The 16,247-nt window shown below is 36.1% G+C and carries 14 protein-coding genes; 5 read left to right on the top strand and 9 right to left on the bottom strand.

Annotated features, from left to right (window positions below):
- Positions 1-8: 8 nt before the first annotated feature.
- Together AM499_RS19695 and AM499_RS19690 are read right to left on the bottom strand one after the other, a co-directional pair.
- Positions 9-1,916, bottom strand: a complete 1,908-nt coding sequence (locus AM499_RS19695; RefSeq protein ID WP_053591790.1) for an endonuclease MutS2 — start codon at positions 1,914-1,916, stop codon at positions 9-11.
- Between the two features lie 554 nt (positions 1,917-2,470).
- Positions 2,471-2,908 carry a DUF2512 family protein gene (locus tag AM499_RS19690; protein ID WP_053591789.1) on the bottom strand — a complete coding sequence of 146 codons (438 nt, stop codon included), beginning with the start codon at positions 2,906-2,908 and terminating at the stop codon, positions 2,471-2,473.
- Positions 2,909-3,081: 173 nt separating this feature from the next.
- Between AM499_RS19690 and AM499_RS19685 the strand changes: the two genes are divergently transcribed.
- Together AM499_RS19685 and AM499_RS19680 are read left to right on the top strand one after the other, a co-directional pair.
- Entirely contained in the window at positions 3,082-3,507 is a 426-nt protein-coding gene (locus AM499_RS19685) for a GNAT family N-acetyltransferase (RefSeq protein WP_053591788.1), read from the top strand.
- 527 nt (positions 3,508-4,034) lie between these two features.
- A complete protein-coding gene (locus AM499_RS19680) occupies positions 4,035-4,247 on the top strand; it encodes a DUF1540 domain-containing protein (RefSeq protein ID WP_053591787.1) in 213 nt (70 codons plus the stop codon).
- A 334-nt stretch (positions 4,248-4,581) separates the two neighbouring features.
- Here AM499_RS19680 and AM499_RS19675 read toward each other — a convergent pair whose 3' ends face one another.
- From AM499_RS19675 to groES, 5 genes are all read right to left on the bottom strand, one after another.
- Positions 4,582-6,120 carry a hypothetical protein gene (locus AM499_RS19675; protein WP_053591786.1) on the bottom strand — a complete coding sequence of 513 codons (1,539 nt, stop codon included), beginning with the start codon at positions 6,118-6,120 and terminating at the stop codon, positions 4,582-4,584.
- Between the two features lie 963 nt (positions 6,121-7,083).
- The gene (locus AM499_RS19670; protein ID WP_053591785.1) at positions 7,084-8,049 is read right to left on the bottom strand and encodes an aromatic acid exporter family protein; all 966 of its coding nucleotides are present in this window, start codon (positions 8,047-8,049) and stop codon (positions 7,084-7,086) included.
- Positions 8,050-8,179: 130 nt separating this feature from the next.
- A complete protein-coding gene (locus AM499_RS19665; protein WP_053591784.1) occupies positions 8,180-8,749 on the bottom strand; it encodes an SF0329 family protein in 570 nt (189 codons plus the stop codon).
- A gap of 506 nt (positions 8,750-9,255) precedes the next feature.
- Entirely contained in the window at positions 9,256-10,887 is a 1,632-nt protein-coding gene (gene groL, locus AM499_RS19660) for a chaperonin GroEL (protein WP_053591783.1), read from the bottom strand.
- A 43-nt stretch (positions 10,888-10,930) separates the two neighbouring features.
- Positions 10,931-11,215 carry a co-chaperone GroES gene (groES, locus tag AM499_RS19655; protein ID WP_053591782.1) on the bottom strand — a complete coding sequence of 95 codons (285 nt, stop codon included), beginning with the start codon at positions 11,213-11,215 and terminating at the stop codon, positions 10,931-10,933.
- Between the two features lie 186 nt (positions 11,216-11,401).
- Here groES and AM499_RS19650 point away from each other — a divergent pair, with 186 nt between their 5' ends.
- Positions 11,402-12,115 carry a CPBP family intramembrane glutamic endopeptidase gene (locus AM499_RS19650; protein ID WP_053591781.1) on the top strand — a complete coding sequence of 238 codons (714 nt, stop codon included), beginning with the start codon at positions 11,402-11,404 and terminating at the stop codon, positions 12,113-12,115.
- A 204-nt stretch (positions 12,116-12,319) separates the two neighbouring features.
- Here the strand turns inward: AM499_RS19650 and AM499_RS19645 are convergent, their stop codons facing one another.
- Positions 12,320-12,961: a redox-sensing transcriptional repressor Rex gene (locus AM499_RS19645; protein WP_053591780.1), complete on the bottom strand. Its 642-nt coding sequence runs from the start codon at positions 12,959-12,961 to the stop codon at positions 12,320-12,322.
- 108 nt (positions 12,962-13,069) lie between these two features.
- Between AM499_RS19645 and AM499_RS19640 the strand changes: the two genes are divergently transcribed.
- On the top strand, positions 13,070-15,004 hold the full coding sequence (locus AM499_RS19640; protein ID WP_053591779.1) for an ABC-F family ATP-binding cassette domain-containing protein: 1,935 nt from the start codon (positions 13,070-13,072) through the stop codon (positions 15,002-15,004).
- 193 nt (positions 15,005-15,197) lie between these two features.
- On the opposite strand, the gene AM499_RS19635 is transcribed toward AM499_RS19640, so the two are convergent.
- A complete protein-coding gene (locus tag AM499_RS19635) occupies positions 15,198-15,521 on the bottom strand; it encodes a YnfA family protein (RefSeq protein ID WP_053592301.1) in 324 nt (107 codons plus the stop codon).
- 155 nt (positions 15,522-15,676) lie between these two features.
- Here AM499_RS19635 and AM499_RS19630 point away from each other — a divergent pair, with 155 nt between their 5' ends.
- A complete protein-coding gene (locus tag AM499_RS19630; protein ID WP_053591778.1) occupies positions 15,677-16,132 on the top strand; it encodes a DUF3888 domain-containing protein in 456 nt (151 codons plus the stop codon).
- Positions 16,133-16,247 lie beyond the last annotated feature (115 nt).

Below are 16,247 nucleotides of genomic sequence, written 5' to 3'. Positions count from 1 at the left end.
TTAACAAATCAGCATTCACTTTGCCCTTTCTTTATTTCTTTAGAAACTTTCTTCAACGCTTTTTTAGATCCTCTTTCCATGTCATGTTGGAATTTCCGTTCTTTGTAACTTATAAATAAAGTACTGACATCATATCCTTCTGGATAAAGCTCTGTAGCTTTTACTTCAAGCTCTATTCTTTTTGTATTCACCTTTATAATTTCATTATTATAGAACACTAATACATTATTGAAATTGTCCTTTTTCTCAAACACAATTCCCGAATCGTTCTGTTCCATTATTTTTACTCTGTCCCCTATTTCAAATTCATAAGTGTGCTCTTCCCTAGTTGTGATTTGTACCGGCTTTTTAACTTTATTGTCTCTTACCCGTTCTAAATCATAATTTTTATTTTCAATATAGTGCTGTGCTTTTTGCAGTACCTTTTCACGTAAATTCATTTTCTTTGAAATCCAAAGCGCGTTACTATCTCCTGACTTACCTATTAAAAGCTTATACATCGGCTCTAACGCTTCACTGTTAAATTGCATTGCTGCATTTATGAAGTCACTATGAATTTCCGAATAGCGTTTTATTTCTCCGTAATGAGTGGTAGCCACTGTAATACACCCCATTTGATAAAATTCCTCCAGGATAGCAATGGCTAGTGCGGCTCCTTCATTCGGTTCGGTCCCACTTCCAATTTCATCAAAAAGTAGTAGCGTGTTATTCGTGGACGCACTCATAATCTCTGAGATATTTTTCATATGAGATGAAAAAGTACTAAGGGAGTTTTCAATGCTTTGATTGTCACCAATATCTACATAAAGATGATCAAACACTGCTATTTCTGTACCTTCATCGGCCGAAATATGAAATCCTGACATGACAGCTAATGTTAATATTCCAATCGTTTTCAAAACGACAGTTTTTCCACCAGCATTTGGCCCTGTGATAATTAGGCTACGATAACCTTTTCCTATCTCGAAATCTAACGGCACAATATTTCCAGACAAAAGCGGATGCTTACAATTCGTCAGTTTAATATATCCATGATTATTTAACCTCGGCTCGATTCCATCCATTCTTTTACTAAACTTCGCCTTCGCAAAAATCATGTCATACTGACCAATCAGTTCAATATTGATGTTTATTTGTCTATTTTCCTCTAAAACACTACCTGAAAGAGTCGCTAAAATTTGGTACTCCTCTATAGACTCCTCTGCTTTAAGCACAGCCAATTCTGCATTTAGTTTTGAAATTGCAGCAGGTTCAATAAACACCGTAGATCCTTTGGAAGACATTTCAACGATTGTACCAGCTACCTGATTTTTATAGGAAGCTTTTATAGGAATTGTAAAACGATCATCCTTTTTGCTTATAAAAAATTCTTGAATATACTCTTTATTAGCACTACTCTTCAAAAACTTATTTAACCTTTCTTCAATTTTATCTTCGACTTTATCTATTTGATTTCGAATTCGTTTCAATTCTTTACTCGCTTCCGAATCTACTCTATTCCCTTTTATAGAATAATTAATGTTTTCTTCGATATCTCTAAATTCCATCATGGAATGAGAATAAGAATGGAGAACTGGAGCAAAAAACTCCTTATCCAACATAAACTTCTTTATCGTTCTACATCCTCTCAAGAAGTCAGATATAGCAACTAACTCAGAAGGACTTAAAATCATTCCCTTTTCAAGCTTTTCCATTTGCAAGTTTATATTGGAAACACCTTTTAAGGGAAGATGACTTTCAGCATCCAATAGCTTTCTTGCCTCTGTCGTTTCATTTAACCTGTTTTGTACCACCTTAATATTCGTGCTTGGTTGAAGCTTATCAAGTAATTCCTTGCCTAAACTACTGACACAGTGTGATTTCACCATTTCCTTTAATTCGTCATATTGTAATTTTTCATATGTCATCATATTCATGTGTAACCCTCCTTAAATTTAAAAACAGAAAGCTCCCGTTTAGTTGCTAGCCCCTGCAGAAACGCTCCTCTGTGACAAGCTTTGCGCAGGAGCAAATTGGCATTTGACCTTGGGCGACAGCGCCTGAACAATTTTCTGAGTAAAACACTTGCTTATCATTAATAAAAAAATGCCCGCAAGAATCTCACCTACCATTCCAAGTTCACGTTAATTCGTAAAATGGATAGAAAGCTCCTGCGGGCACACGCCTAGTGATTTGCACCAGGCATTTAATCATCAACTAACAAGCAATGAAAGAAAAAAAAGCATGGCAGGACAAATCCCGCCATGCTTTTCGATCTAACATACTTGTATGTTAAACGAATATATGGAAAAGGAAGCGGTCTTTAAGGTAGGTATTCACAATGCTCATAGACACTGTGAAACAAGGCATACTTAAATAAACTGGAATATAACCAGTTCTTAAAAGCCTTATTAAACTAAATCAGTATTAGTTCATACCTACTTCAGACATACTTCACCACACCTTTTATAAGAATATTTTCAATATAGCATCATTTAACACGAGAGTCAATCGGGCACATTATAATCCCCAATCTAATTTTAACCTCATCCAACTTTGATATATGTTTTCCCACGAAAACTGTTCGATCAAGGTATTTATGGTAAAACAATTCTCCCAAAGCTATAACAATTGCAGATATGATAGCACCAACTGCTAGATTCTCATTAGCATCTGTTAGAGCAATTAACATATACCAAATGACAAGGAAGCTTATGATTAAATCAGTAATAGTAGCCATAATATTACGCAATCGCTTTGGAGCCAATCTAAAGAGAATAAAATCACCCAATACATATGCGAAAATGGTTAAAATTAAACTAGTCCAAATGGTATCCATGAAAGGAACATCGAATAACAGGGTTAATATAATTAAAAGAACCGCTGCAATCATAACAAATTTGATACCGAGTGCTTTTAAATGATCCATTATTCTACCTCCTTATTATCTTCTCCTATTCTTTACCCTGTACTTAGTTTCATGAATCATAATAATATAGACATTAGAAATATAATCATTTTTTTTACTAGAATATTTTCACATAAGCTACAATCTCCTATATGATGAGTATAAGTGTGCTTAAGAAAGAGAGTTGAAAAATTTTGAAAGTGAAGATTGTCCAAACTAAAGAAGAACTAGACACGGCTTTTGATATTCGGATAAAAGTTTTTGTCCATGAACAACATGTACCGATGGAAGAAGAAATAGATGAGTTCGAAAATGATTCAGTTCATTTTCTACTATACGATGCTGAAAACTCGATAGGAACTGGTCGGTTCCGTATAGTAAACGGTATAGGTAAGGTGGAACGTATTTGTGTTTTATCTGATAAGCGAAAACGCGGTAGTGGTAAATGTATAATGCAAGGAATCGAAGAATACGCTAGACGACAAAATATAAATAAATTAATGCTGCATGGTCAAACGCATGCTGAAAAATTTTATACTCATTTAGGGTATAAGACAGTTTCGGACGTCTTCTTTGAAGCAGGCATTCCACATGTTGTAATGGAAAAAGAAATTATTTAAACAGATTCAACCTTTACATACTACTTTTCAGAAAGAAAAAAGAGATTATCACTAATTCAATTAGTGATAATCTCTTCGTTTTTGGAGTATAAATTTTTTGACAAAAAAAGAGCCTCACTTCTTCAACAGTGAGGCCTCCAATTCCATTACTATGGAATTTCATGAGAAAAACGAAGGGAGATCTTCTTCAGTTATCAACTGTTTCTCATATTTATATTTTACCCCAAAAAAACATAATACTAACTGGCAATATTATCTATTAGATTAATTAATTAGAATCATACTAAAAAAATAAATTCTTAAAAAATAAAAAAGATTAGTAAATATTATCTTAAAATTTATTATTTTTTTCCTTTTAATATTAAAAACAATGTATTTTTTTTACAAAACTACGAAAACCATATGATTTTTTAGAATGCGAATAATTTTATACATACTATTTACCCAATTTGGACATACTAAGTTTGAAGAGAGAATCTTATGGTTATTTCTTCTAAATTTTAAATTCAACTTTAGGGGGTAGACGTATGCCGATTGTAGAAGTTAACTGTTCTGTAGCAAATTGTGTATTTCATGCGGAAGGAAATATTTGCGGAGCTGATCAAATCAAAATAGATATTGATTCCCAGTCAAAGTACGACTCAGAGTTTGCTCAGGAATTCGACTTTTTCAACCGTACAGAAGAAGCAATCAATTCTGCAGATACTTGCTGTAAAACATTTAAACCAAAAAACAAATAATTAGTTACGTTATTTTCCACATTCTATTGGAATCTATTTATCTGTCAAAGATAAGATATCTCAATAGATAGCAAAGAGGTCTAAAATTGTTATAAAAAGACTCCCCAATTGAATTTAATCTTTTTGAATGGTCAACCAGCTTATTTCTGGTTGGCCATTTCACTTTGTTGTTCACACATAAAAAAGGGTCTCTTTTCAATTCCATGAATTGAGGAAGTCTTGTTTACAATATACTTAAAAAGGGGGAAATGAATATTCATTCCCCTTCCTCTTATTATTTAGTTCAAAGCCACTATACTCTTATACTACGATCGATTATGCTAGAGAGTCCCTCTTATTTTAGGAAGTTTATAAGGTTAGAGAATGAAGCTGCTAGGTCTTGATAGTATCCAATCAGTTTATCCTTTAAAGAGTTTTGGTCTGATTCCTTTTCTACCTCATTTTGACTCGTTTGTTCTGTTTCAGTAGCCAAACTTACTTCTTCATTTACTGGTTGTACTGGTTCCTCAAGATCTGATACTGTATTTTCCACTGATTCTACGGTTTCTTGCTCTGGTGTTTCTACATCAGAAGGTTGATCTTGATTTTCTACAACGACTGGGCTTTCTAGATTAACGTCAGTATCATTCGTTAGACCTGTATTTGCGTTATCAACAGAGATATCTTGGGATGTATCTGCCTCTAAAGTTGTTGTATCTGTTTCACCAGCATCAGTAGATTTATCGGATACTACATCAATTGCTTCAACGTTTTCAGATTTTTCACTTGTTTGAGCTAATTTTTGTTCAATAAAGGTTTGATAGTATCCAATAACACTTTGATAGCCATCACCGATAAATTGATAAGTTTCATCTACCCATGTACTAGAGTCATCCTCTTGATTTTGTGAACCATCTTCTTGGCCTTCTTCAGCTGTTGGTGCACCTGTTTCTTCAGCTTTTCCTTCTTCTTCAGCTGCGATTGCATCACCATCTACTTGGCCGTCTTCAGCTGTTGGTGCTTCTGTTTCTTCAACTGTTCCATCTTCTTCAGTTGCTGCTGTATCATCTTCTACTTGGCCATCTTCAGTTGTTGGTGCTTTTGTTTCTTCAGCTGCTTCGTCTTCTTCAACTGCTTCTGTACCATCTTCTACTTGGCCATCTTCAGCTGTTGGTGCTTCTGTTTCTTCAGCTGCTTCGTCTTCTTCAACTGCTTCTGTACCATCTTCTACTTGGCCATCTTCAGCTATCGGTGCTTCTGTTTCTTCAGCTGCTTCGTCTTCTTCAACTGCTTCTGCACCATCTTCTACTTGGCCATCTTCAGCTATCGGTGCTTCTGTTTCTTCTTCTGCTACGTCTTCTTCAGCTGCTTCTGTACCATCATCTACTTGGCCATCTTCAGTTGTTGGTGCTTCTGTTTCTTCTTCTGTCCCTTCTTCTTCAGCTGCTGATTCATCATCACCTACTTGGCCATCTTCAGCTGCTGGTGCTTCTGTTTCTTCTTCTGTTCCTTCTTCTTCAGCTGCTGATGTATCATCACTTATTTCACCTTCTTGTGGCCCATCATTATTTGTTTCATCTATATTATCATCTGAATCATCATTTGGATCATCATTAGTTTTGCCGGAATTTTCTTGAGCTAGTTTGCTAACTAGTTTACCTTTTTCAGGAGAACCTGGTAGACTTTTAGCTAATGCAGATACTTCTTGACCATGATTTTTCACTTGTTCAATAACTTCAGGATTAACGCCCTTTGTATCAAGCTCTGCTGCAGAAGTAGGTGCACCAGCTGCCAAAAAGACTGCAGCCATCATTGATGTTGACATTACTAGTGGCGCTACTTTTTTCGACAAATTTTTATTTGCTTTCTTAGAATCCATTTGTTTTTTATTCATTACTTGATCTCTCCTAATTCGTATTTTTTTCTACTGATAGGATGGATTTTTCATAAATTCCGTTATTTATCGTTTCACCTCCCATCAGCACGAGTAAGATTATTACTCAAATTTTCCGGCAGCACCATCATCTGCCTGTCTAGAATATAACAAAGCTTTGTTACCATTTTGTGTTACTCCGTTTAAGAAAAATGACAGTTCCCTTACGTGTTTAAAGAATTTTGCAATAAATGAAATTTTATATAAAGCCCAAACCACTCTATTCTAAAAAAAATAATTATGCTTTCATATTAGTTCTCTCTGATATTTCTGTGTTTTCCCACCCCGTAGAATTTGAATAAAAATGTCCAATTTTACTTTACAAATAAAACCCGAAAGTAAATATTATTAAAACAATATTATAGTTATTTGATAAATTTTTATATTCAGACATCTTATGACGTGCCTTTAGTACGGTAGACAAATAACATTCGTGCGTGTATTCATCTACATTTTTTATGAACATAATTGTTTGAAGACCCTAACATTTATTGTAGATCCTAAAAAAAACTGATTGTCTCTTATTCAGAAACAGCCAGTTACACTTTCACAACATTATGATGAAGCCATTGATTCTAAAAGCTCTTGAACGCTGTTAACTTTCGTATAAGGAGCAAACTCGCCGTATACTCTGATAACTGATTGCAAATCTTCCCCGCCCAAAACACCTAGCTGAAAATCAATTCCACAATTCAACTTTAGATTAATGTAAAATGGAAGTTTTTATCCTCCTAAAATATAAATAATGTCGTTCAGTGGAATTTCTCAAACCCATTGCTCCTTACGCACCCCAAATCCAGAAAATATATTAAAAATCAACAGGATATCGACAGAGTATTATATAATCGATATCCGCTGTTTATTTTATGAAATCGTGATGCATCATCTGAATATCCTCTCTCACAAGCTCCTTCCACTATCGACTTATCGACTTCTTTTGGCAAAAAGTTTTTTCTTTATGTTTAAGTAGTTTTTCATTTCAAAAATCAAATAAAATAGATTCGCCCGTATTTCAAATTCTTCTCTTGTCTTTGGCAACTCCATCTTGCTGATCAAGGCATTTAATTCCTCTAACTCATTTAATGAAATGTCCGTTGTATCTCCCGAATGAACATTCCGACTTAAATTCTCCAAGAACTCCGCAAACATTTCTTTCTGTTTGACGTCTAGGCTGGATGAAGAGAAAATAGCAACGATTTTCATCATATGTTTTAGGAGTTCCAGTTGATCCTCTCGCATTTCCAGATAATAATAATCTATATTTTGTTTTCGCAACAGATGATTTTCTACATCTTGAATGGCAATGCTTTTGGATTGATTAATCAAATCTTCTACCTCAAGTATTTCTTTCCCATCCCAGCTTCGCATATTATCCCTTAAATGGGCAGAGAGTTCAAAGAGAAGAATTTCAAACTTTTGTTCAATCTCCTTCTTAAAGATTTCAATGTCCCGCTTGAAGCTTGGCATGAAACTATTGACGAGAAGAGCAATTCCCATACCGATTAAAATAATATAGAGCTCGTTCAGAAACATAGCCCAGTTAGCATCCTTTACCGTATAAACATGTAATACGACAACCATACTTGTGACAAAACCACCCTGGATGTGAGCTCTTACGAGGATTGGAACAAATAATAAAATAAATAAGGAAAAGACAATGGGATAATAACCTAATACTTCAAAGAACAAACCACCAAGAATCAAAGATAAAAGAGAGGCAAAGAATTTATCCTTAATTGTAATTAATGTCTTTTTCTTCGTTTTCTCGATACACATAATAACAATAATTGCTGCAAATGTTGCAAATTCCAAATCCAATAAACTCGCAATCCAAATTGCCAGCCCTGCTCCTACAGCAGTCTTTATCGTCCGATAGCCCATACCAATCATAGAAGCACCATCCTATTATTTTCTATGTAAATCCTTGCAGGTTTCCTGGTTTACAAACATTCGTGTTAATTCATATATATATGTACAATCATACACACCATAACCGGTTGGCATCTAATACTTTTATTTATCATAACGTACTAAGCCGTAGTTCATAAAAATACTGCACAATTGGATGCTTTAACTTCATCTTCTCACTCATGTTTAAAATTCGTTTTTTCCCAACCCGTCTGTCCACCAAAGCTAGAATATTCAATAGGATATCATTGCTCTCTATGCTTTCCTCTATAGAAGTGGATAAAAACTTATTAGCTACAACGATAAAATTTGATTTACTTAATGATGACTGCGCTGACAAAAGCGCCTTTGCATATTCTGATAATTTTCTACTCCTTGCAATTACTTGTAGACGATCCTCCGGAACTATCCCCTTGGTTTCTTTTCTTACCGCTTCAATTTCTTCATTGTTGATAGGAATTTGGATATCTGAATCATTCTTAATTTCCAGCTCCGTCTGATACCATCTGATAAAGGTAGTTTTATCACTCATATTAAGTACATTCTTTTTATCTACCGCAATATAACAAAGTCCTGCTTTATCAGGTAAATAACGGTAGCTGGTTGCAAGGTATTCAACTCTTCCATATAATGCAGGACAGAGAAAGCTCTCTAGATTTTGCTTCAATTTGCTCCAGGCCATGTAATTCTCCTTAATTTTTATTTTATAAATATTTATTGAGACAGTCGTTCTAATATCTATAATACAATAACCAACACATCGATTTAATAGTGAGCTAGAAAAATTCCCAGACTGATGAAACAATAACTATAAGTAATATGGTCATTTGGCTTAAGACAACAACATTATTTAAATATATCGAGCATATCCAGTCAATAATAATCGTCCCTACCACAAAGAATGTCTATCTCCACGCGACAAAAGAAATGAAAAAAGAAGCTTCCCAAAAGTTTGCACAACTAATGAGAAGCCTCTAATATAATCCTATATGTTAGCAAAATGTTAGCATTTCACTTTCACCTTACATACAACCCCTTATATATCAAGGGGTTGATGGGAAGAGTAGCTCGGACTAAAAGCGCGACATCGCGTCACAACGTCCGAGTGAACAACATCCTGGATTAAGGAACTTAGGCAAAAACCGCAACATCCTGTTGCAATGCCTAAGCCACCACATCCTGTGGAAGTTACATCATGCCGCCCATTCCACCCATATCAGGCATTCCCATTCCACCAGCTGCTGGTTCTGGGATGTCTGCTACTACTGCTTCTGTAGTTAAGAATAGTGAAGCTACAGATGCAGCGTTTTGAAGTGCTGAACGAGTTACTTTTGTTGGATCTACGATACCAGCATCCATCATGTTTACCCATTCGCCTGTTGCTGCGTTGAAACCAGTACCGATTTCTTCGCGTTTTAAACGATCCACAACGATTGATCCCTCAAGACCAGCGTTGTTTGCGATTTGACGAACTGGTTCTTCTAATGCACGTAGTACGATTCTTAGTCCAGTTGCTACGTCGCCTTCTTTTGTTTCTGCTAATTCAGCTACTTTGTTGTATACGTTCACTAGTGCAGTACCACCACCAGATACGATACCTTCTTCTACAGCTGCACGAGTTGCGTTTAGAGCATCTTCAATACGAAGTTTGCGTTCTTTTAGTTCCGTTTCTGTTGCTGCTCCAACTTTAACAACCGCTACACCACCAGCAAGTTTAGCAAGGCGTTCTTGTAGTTTTTCTTTGTCAAACTCAGAAGTTGTTTCTTCTAATTGTGAACGGATTTGAGCTACACGACTAGCGATGCGTTCTGATTCCCCGTTACCTTCAACGATCGTTGTGTTGTCTTTTGTTACGACAACTTTAGAAGCGCGTCCAAGTTGCGAAATGTTAGCTGATTTTAAGTCTAATCCTAAGTCTTCTGTAATAACTTCAGCACCAGTTAGGATAGCGATATCTTCTAGCATTGCTTTACGACGGTCACCAAACCCTGGAGCTTTTACAGCTACAGCATTGAATGTTCCACGAAGTTTGTTAACAACTAGAGTAGCCAAAGCTTCTCCCTCAATATCTTCAGAGATTAATAATAGAGGTTTACCTTGTTGTACTACTTGCTCAAGTACTGGAAGAATTTCTTGAATACTAGAGATTTTTTTATCTGTAATTAAGATATATGGATTATCAAGCACTGCTTCCATTTTATCTGTATTTGTTGCCATATACGCAGAAGTGTATCCGCGATCGAATTGCATACCTTCTACCACGTCAAGCTCTGTAGTGAATCCTTTAGATTCTTCGATTGTAATAACACCGTCGTTACCAACGCGTTCCATAGCTTCAGCGATTAATTCGCCTACTTCATTATCACCAGAAGAAATAGCAGCAACTTGAGCGATAGACTCTTTGCCTTCGATTTCTTTTGAGATTGCTTTTAATTCAGTAACTGCTGCTGCAACTGCAAGGTCGATACCTTTACGGATACCTACTGGATTAGCTCCAGCTGTTACGTTTTTCAATCCTTCACGAATCATAGATTGTGCTAAAACAGTAGCAGTTGTAGTACCATCTCCAGCAATATCATTTGTTTTAGATGCAACTTCAGCAACTAATTTAGCACCCATGTTTTCAAATGCATCTTCTAGTTCGATATCTTTAGCAATTGTTACACCATCGTTTGTAATAAGTGGTGAACCGAATTTTTTCTCAAGAACTACGTTACGTCCTTTTGGTCCAAGTGTTACTTTTACAGCATCTGCAAGTTTATCTACTCCACGTAGCATTGCACTACGAGCGTCTTCACTGAACTTAATTTCTTTTGCCATGTTTTTATAACCTCCTAATTATTGAATGATAATCTCGTTTTTATTAGCCGATTACAGCTAGTACATCGCTTTCGCGTAATATTAAATATTCGTTGTTTTCATATTTCACTTCTGTTCCTGCATATTTAGAGAAGATGATACGGTCCCCATCTTTCACGTCTAACTCAACGCGAGTTCCGTTTTCAAGTACTCGTCCAGTACCTACAGCAACAACTTTTCCTTCTTGTGGCTTCTCTTTAGCAGAGTCTGGAAGTACGATGCCAGATGCTGTTTTTTCTTCAGCTTCGATTAATTCGATTACGATACGATCACCTAATGGTCTTAACAAGTGAAACTACCTCCCTAAAATAGTAGAATTTAATATTATTAGCACTCTGTCTCTTTGAGTGCTAACACACTTATAATAATAATTAATCACAGAACATTTTGCAAGTGAGAAGGTTAACTTTTTCCTTTATTGTTTTTTTCCTTTACAATAAAAAGAGAATTGTTATCTAGAAAGGAACTAAAATGTATGAAACAACAAAAAACAGGCTTGTATATATTAATTGTTTACTGCGTGATGCAGCTTTCTGGAGCAATCTTTGCACCACTTCTACTTATACTATTTAAGTCTATGGACGTAAAAAATCCTCCATTGGTTGCTTCTGGATGGTGGGTGTTCCTAAGTATGGGGATTGCTACACTGGTTACACTCCTTTTAATTAGAAAAGATAATAACTTTTTACGACCTTTAAAAGGAAAACAGTCACCTATTGGGCAAACTATCGGCTGGGGAGTCGTCGGTTTCTTTCTTGTATTCCTAGGCCAAGGTGTTGCAGCTACTATTGAACTTAAATTAGGAGTTGAACCGGGATCCGAAAATACAGCACAATTTATAGAAATTGCTCACGCTGTTCCTTGGGCAATCTTTTCAATTGTTATTTTCGCTCCTATTTTAGAGGAACTAATTTTCCGCCGAATCATTTTCGGCTCTTTATTTCCAAAAACAAATTTCTTCGTAGCCGCTTCTGTCAGTGCTATAGTCTTTGCAATCATTCACTTCGACTTTACGCACATACTACTATATGCTGTTTCTGGGTTTATATTCGCTTTTATTTACCATAAGACAAAGCGGATAGTGGCATCTATCATCTCCCATATGCTATTAAATGGATTTGTCGTTCTCTTTCAGTTTTACGGAGAAACTATACAAAAGTTCTTAGAAACTTACTCTCAAATGCCATAAAGAAAAGCGCAAGCGCCTCTAAAGAGGAATACAGTCTAAGTTCGCGACATCGTGTCGCAACGACTGTATGACCCACTTCGTGTGGGCCTCCGACAAGCAAATGTTCTTCCCCCCAAAGAAATCGTTCGTTAGGGGAAGAAAATTTGACCTCTAGACATAAAGAAAAGCCTTCGACCCATCAGTATTGGGTAGAAGGCTTTCAATTTATTCGTTATGTTCATTTCTAATTAAATAAATTAGGGTTTGTACTTCAACTGATAAATCGATTGTATGGACCCGAATTGTATCAGGTACCGTCAATCGGACAGGGGTAAAGTTGAGAATCCCTTTAATATTCGTTTTTGCTAATCGATCAGCTACTTCTTGTGCCGTGCGACTTGGAACAGTACATATAACCAACTCGATACCATGCTCCTCGAGCTTCTCTTCCATGACACTCGGATGAAAGACAGGAATATCACTTACAAACATTCCCTCTATCGGAGCTTTTGTATCAAAAGCAACTACAATTTTGGTATTATGGTTTTTTTGAAAGTTATATTTTAAAAAAGCAGTTCCTAAACTACCAACTCCAATAAGTGCCACATTTGCAGCTTCATCTTGATCGAGTGTTTTTCTAAAAAACTGGAGTAAGTTAGCAACATCGTATCCATAACCTTTTTTGCCAAGTGCTCCAAAGTGCGAGAAATCTCTTCGAATAGTAGCGGAATCTATTTTCATCGCATCACTTAACTCTTGTGATGATACTCTTTTATGTCCAGCATTATGAAAACTTTGTAAAAATCTATAATATAATGGAAGCCTCTTCGTTGTTGCTTGAGGTATTCTCGGTAGTTCAGGTTTCATCAAAAACCCTCCAATTTCGTTCTTAACATTACCTCATTATAATGCTACAGCGTTGCAACGACAAGTCCTATCTATTACACTTAAGATAGAATTGAGGTGCGAATCATCGTGATTGTTTTACAAGTCAATCAAGTAACAAAATCCTTTAACGGAGAAGATATATTAACTAATGTAAAGTTAGAGGTTCAAGACCGAGATCGGGTAGCCCTTGTAGGTCGAAACGGTGCAGGAAAATCTACTTTACTTAAAATAATAGCTGGAGAAATGTCGTATGATTCCGGCGATATCATTATGCCTAAGAACATTCGATTAGGATATTTAGAGCAACATGCCGGATTAGAATCAAAACTTTCTATATGGGAAGAAATGAAGTCCATCTTTAATCATCTCATCGAATCTGAAAAAGAGCTTCGTTCCTTAGAAACGCAAATGGCAGATCCATCTGTATACGAGGACTCCGATGCCTATGCACGAGTTACAGCTGCGTATGATGAGCTACAGCTTAATTTTAAAGAAGCAGGCGGTTATCGATACGAATCAGATATCCGTTCTATTTTACACGGAATGCAGTTTTTCCCTGAGGATTATGATAAGCCTGTACAAGCATTATCTGGTGGACAAAAGACTAGGTTGGCACTGGCTAAAATGCTACTTAGCAAACCCGATTTACTTATATTGGATGAGCCGACCAACCACTTGGACATTGAAACACTGAACTTTTTGGAAAACTACTTAAAAAACTATAGTGGCGCAATTCTTATCGTGTCCCATGACCGCTATTTCTTAGATCAAGTCGTAAACTTTGTTTATGAAGTATCTCGCCATAATGTCACTAGATATGTCGGCAACTATAGTAGCTACCTAGATCAAAAAGCAAAAAATTACGAACGTGATAAAAAAATGTACGAAAAACAGCAGGAGGAAAAAGCTAAACTCGAAGACTTTGTCAATCGAAATTTAGCTCGTGCTTCCACAACCAAAATGGCTCAATCGAGACGCAAAGTGATTGAGAAGACAGACTGGATGGATTCTCCAGATGGCGATGAAAAATCAGCTTCTTTCGGCTTTTCGATTGATCGGCCAAGTGGAAATGATGTACTAAGACTCGAAGAAGTTTCTGTTGGCTATCCTGGCAAATCCGTTTCTAAAAATATTTCTTTTTCCGTATATAAGCAGGACAGAATAGCGCTAGTCGGACCAAATGGTGTCGGTAAATCTACCTTATTGAAGACCATTATGAAACAACTAGAAAGTGCAGGCGGTAAAATTCAATACGGCACAAACGTCCAATTTGGTTATTACGACCAAGAACAAGCTGCTCTCACTGGCAATAAAACAGCACTTCTTGAATTATGGGACGAATGGCCACTTATGAATGAAAAAGATGTCCGTACCGTATTAGGTCGTTTTCTATTTAGTGGAGACGATGTTCAAAAAACCGTTTCTACCTTATCTGGTGGAGAGAAAGCTAGACTTGCACTAGCAAAGCTAATGTTGTTAAAAGCAAATACGTTAGTGCTAGATGAGCCGACCAACCATTTAGATTTAGATAGTAAAGAAGTGCTTGAAAATGCATTGCTCGATTTTCCAGGAACGATTCTTTTCGTCTCGCATGACCGTTACTTCATTAATAGAATCGCTACGAAAGTGGTTGAATTATCGAATGATCACGCAGCACTATTTTTGGGAGATTACGATTACTATTTAGAAAAGAAACTCGAACTAGAAGAGCTGGCTCTTGAGAGCGCAGGAGCAATAGAAAAAGCCGTTGTCGTAAAGGCAAGCACTTCTACGATTGATAAAGAAGCGAAGAAAAAAGAACGCCAACTCCGTAGACAACTGGAAGAACTTGAATCTCAAATTCCATTAGTGGATACAGAGATTGCTTCTATAGAAGAAAAGCTTTGTGACCCCGCAATTTTCCAAGACCACGAAGCTGTACAACAATTGCAAAAAGAACTAGATGAATGGAAAGAAAAACAAGATAATTTGTCCAACGAATGGTTAGAGTTGCAAGAGCAACTAGAAGAAATCGTTTCATGAAATAAGTAGTGTAAACCGAGGAATGGTTTACACTACTTTTTTGTTTGAATTGAGGAACCACCCGATTATTTTGGTTAATCATCCGATTATCCCGGTAAACCATCCGATTTTTGCTTGAAACCATCCGATTATAGTTGATAACCATCCGATTATTTAACTAAACCATCCGATTGCTTGTTATTTAACTCCTTTTTTAATGACGCGGAGCGAATAGCATGACTAACACACCAACTATGCATATACCTGCACCTATCCAATCATAAAAATCTGGTGTTTTCTTATCAATTCCCCAGCCCCATAATACAGAAAGAACTATAAACACACCACCATAAGCAGCATACACTCTGCCAAACGATGGAAAAGTTTGAAATGTAGCAATTACTCCATACAAAGCTAATGCCACACCTCCCAAAACACCCCAATAATACGGCTTACCTTCTCTTAACCATAGCCAAATGAGATAACCACCACCAATTTCAGCTAATCCTGCAAGTATAAAAAGGGCAATCGCAAAAATTGAAATCACGTCCTTATATCAAATTATTTTTCACGCAGAAACATTGATTTATGTATAGCTCACGTTGAGCGTTTAAACTTTTTATCTATTCACTAATATTTTGGGGAAATAAGTTAACTTTTTCTGAACAAAATAATGATGAAGGTGGCGTTATGATGAAAAAAATATTACTTGTCTTTTCTTTTGTTCTGTTTCTTTTACCACCGTCCATATTAGTTCATTCAAATAGAGCTATTGATGAGCCTGCACAAAATTACTATCAACCAGAAGAAAAGTCAAAAGAAGAACTAATGATGGATTTATTTTTATCCTTACTCTCACCAAATATCGATAAGGCGATCACAAATTATTATTCAGATTCCCTTCTTATTTCCCCGATGGTTTATCCGTATCAAATAAAAATTTTAAACATGGAAAGAACTAATGGTTATCGTGGGTATATATTTTCAGTGACGATTGAAGTTACTCCGGTAGTCGGTCCACACATTCCTGTTGGAAAAGACCAGTTAACTTTTACTATAACTCCGAGTAGAATTAGTCTTACTGATTTTAAGCATATAGAGACTTACGACCTTCCACCACACTGGCAGTATATCATAAAGAAAAAGTAATCAGCATACCTCCATGAAGCACCCATAATAATTTGTCGATTCATGCCCATATATGTTGGTCAAGTGCAAAATTATAATAATTTTTTTCCACAAATTTATTCACATAAAAAACTAA

This window comes from Bacillus sp. FJAT-22090 (assembly GCF_001278755.1).
GTDB lineage: Bacteria > Bacillota > Bacilli > Bacillales_A > Planococcaceae > Psychrobacillus.
This window is presented reverse-complemented; position numbering and strand designations above follow the sequence as displayed.

Coding starts and splice junctions, on each gene's coding strand:
- AM499_RS19670 (WP_053591785.1), bottom strand. CDS start 8,049: ATGATTGGTATGGGCTATCGGACGATAAAGACTGCTGTAGGAGCAGGG.
- groL (WP_053591783.1), bottom strand. CDS start 10,887: ATGGCAAAAGAAATTAAGTTCAGTGAAGACGCTCGTAGTGCAATGCTA.
- AM499_RS19675 (WP_053591786.1), bottom strand. CDS start 6,120: ATGAATAAAAAACAAATGGATTCTAAGAAAGCAAATAAAAATTTGTCG.
- AM499_RS19630 (WP_053591778.1), top strand. CDS start 15,677: ATGAAAAAAATATTACTTGTCTTTTCTTTTGTTCTGTTTCTTTTACCA.
- AM499_RS19645 (WP_053591780.1), bottom strand. CDS start 12,961: ATGAAACCTGAACTACCGAGAATACCTCAAGCAACAACGAAGAGGCTT.
- AM499_RS19690 (WP_053591789.1), bottom strand. CDS start 2,908: ATGGATCATTTAAAAGCACTCGGTATCAAATTTGTTATGATTGCAGCG.
- AM499_RS19650 (WP_053591781.1), top strand. CDS start 11,402: ATGAAACAACAAAAAACAGGCTTGTATATATTAATTGTTTACTGCGTG.
- AM499_RS19665 (WP_053591784.1), bottom strand. CDS start 8,749: ATGGCCTGGAGCAAATTGAAGCAAAATCTAGAGAGCTTTCTCTGTCCT.
- AM499_RS19680 (WP_053591787.1), top strand. CDS start 4,035: ATGCCGATTGTAGAAGTTAACTGTTCTGTAGCAAATTGTGTATTTCAT.
- AM499_RS19695 (WP_053591790.1), bottom strand. CDS start 1,916: ATGAATATGATGACATATGAAAAATTACAATATGACGAATTAAAGGAA.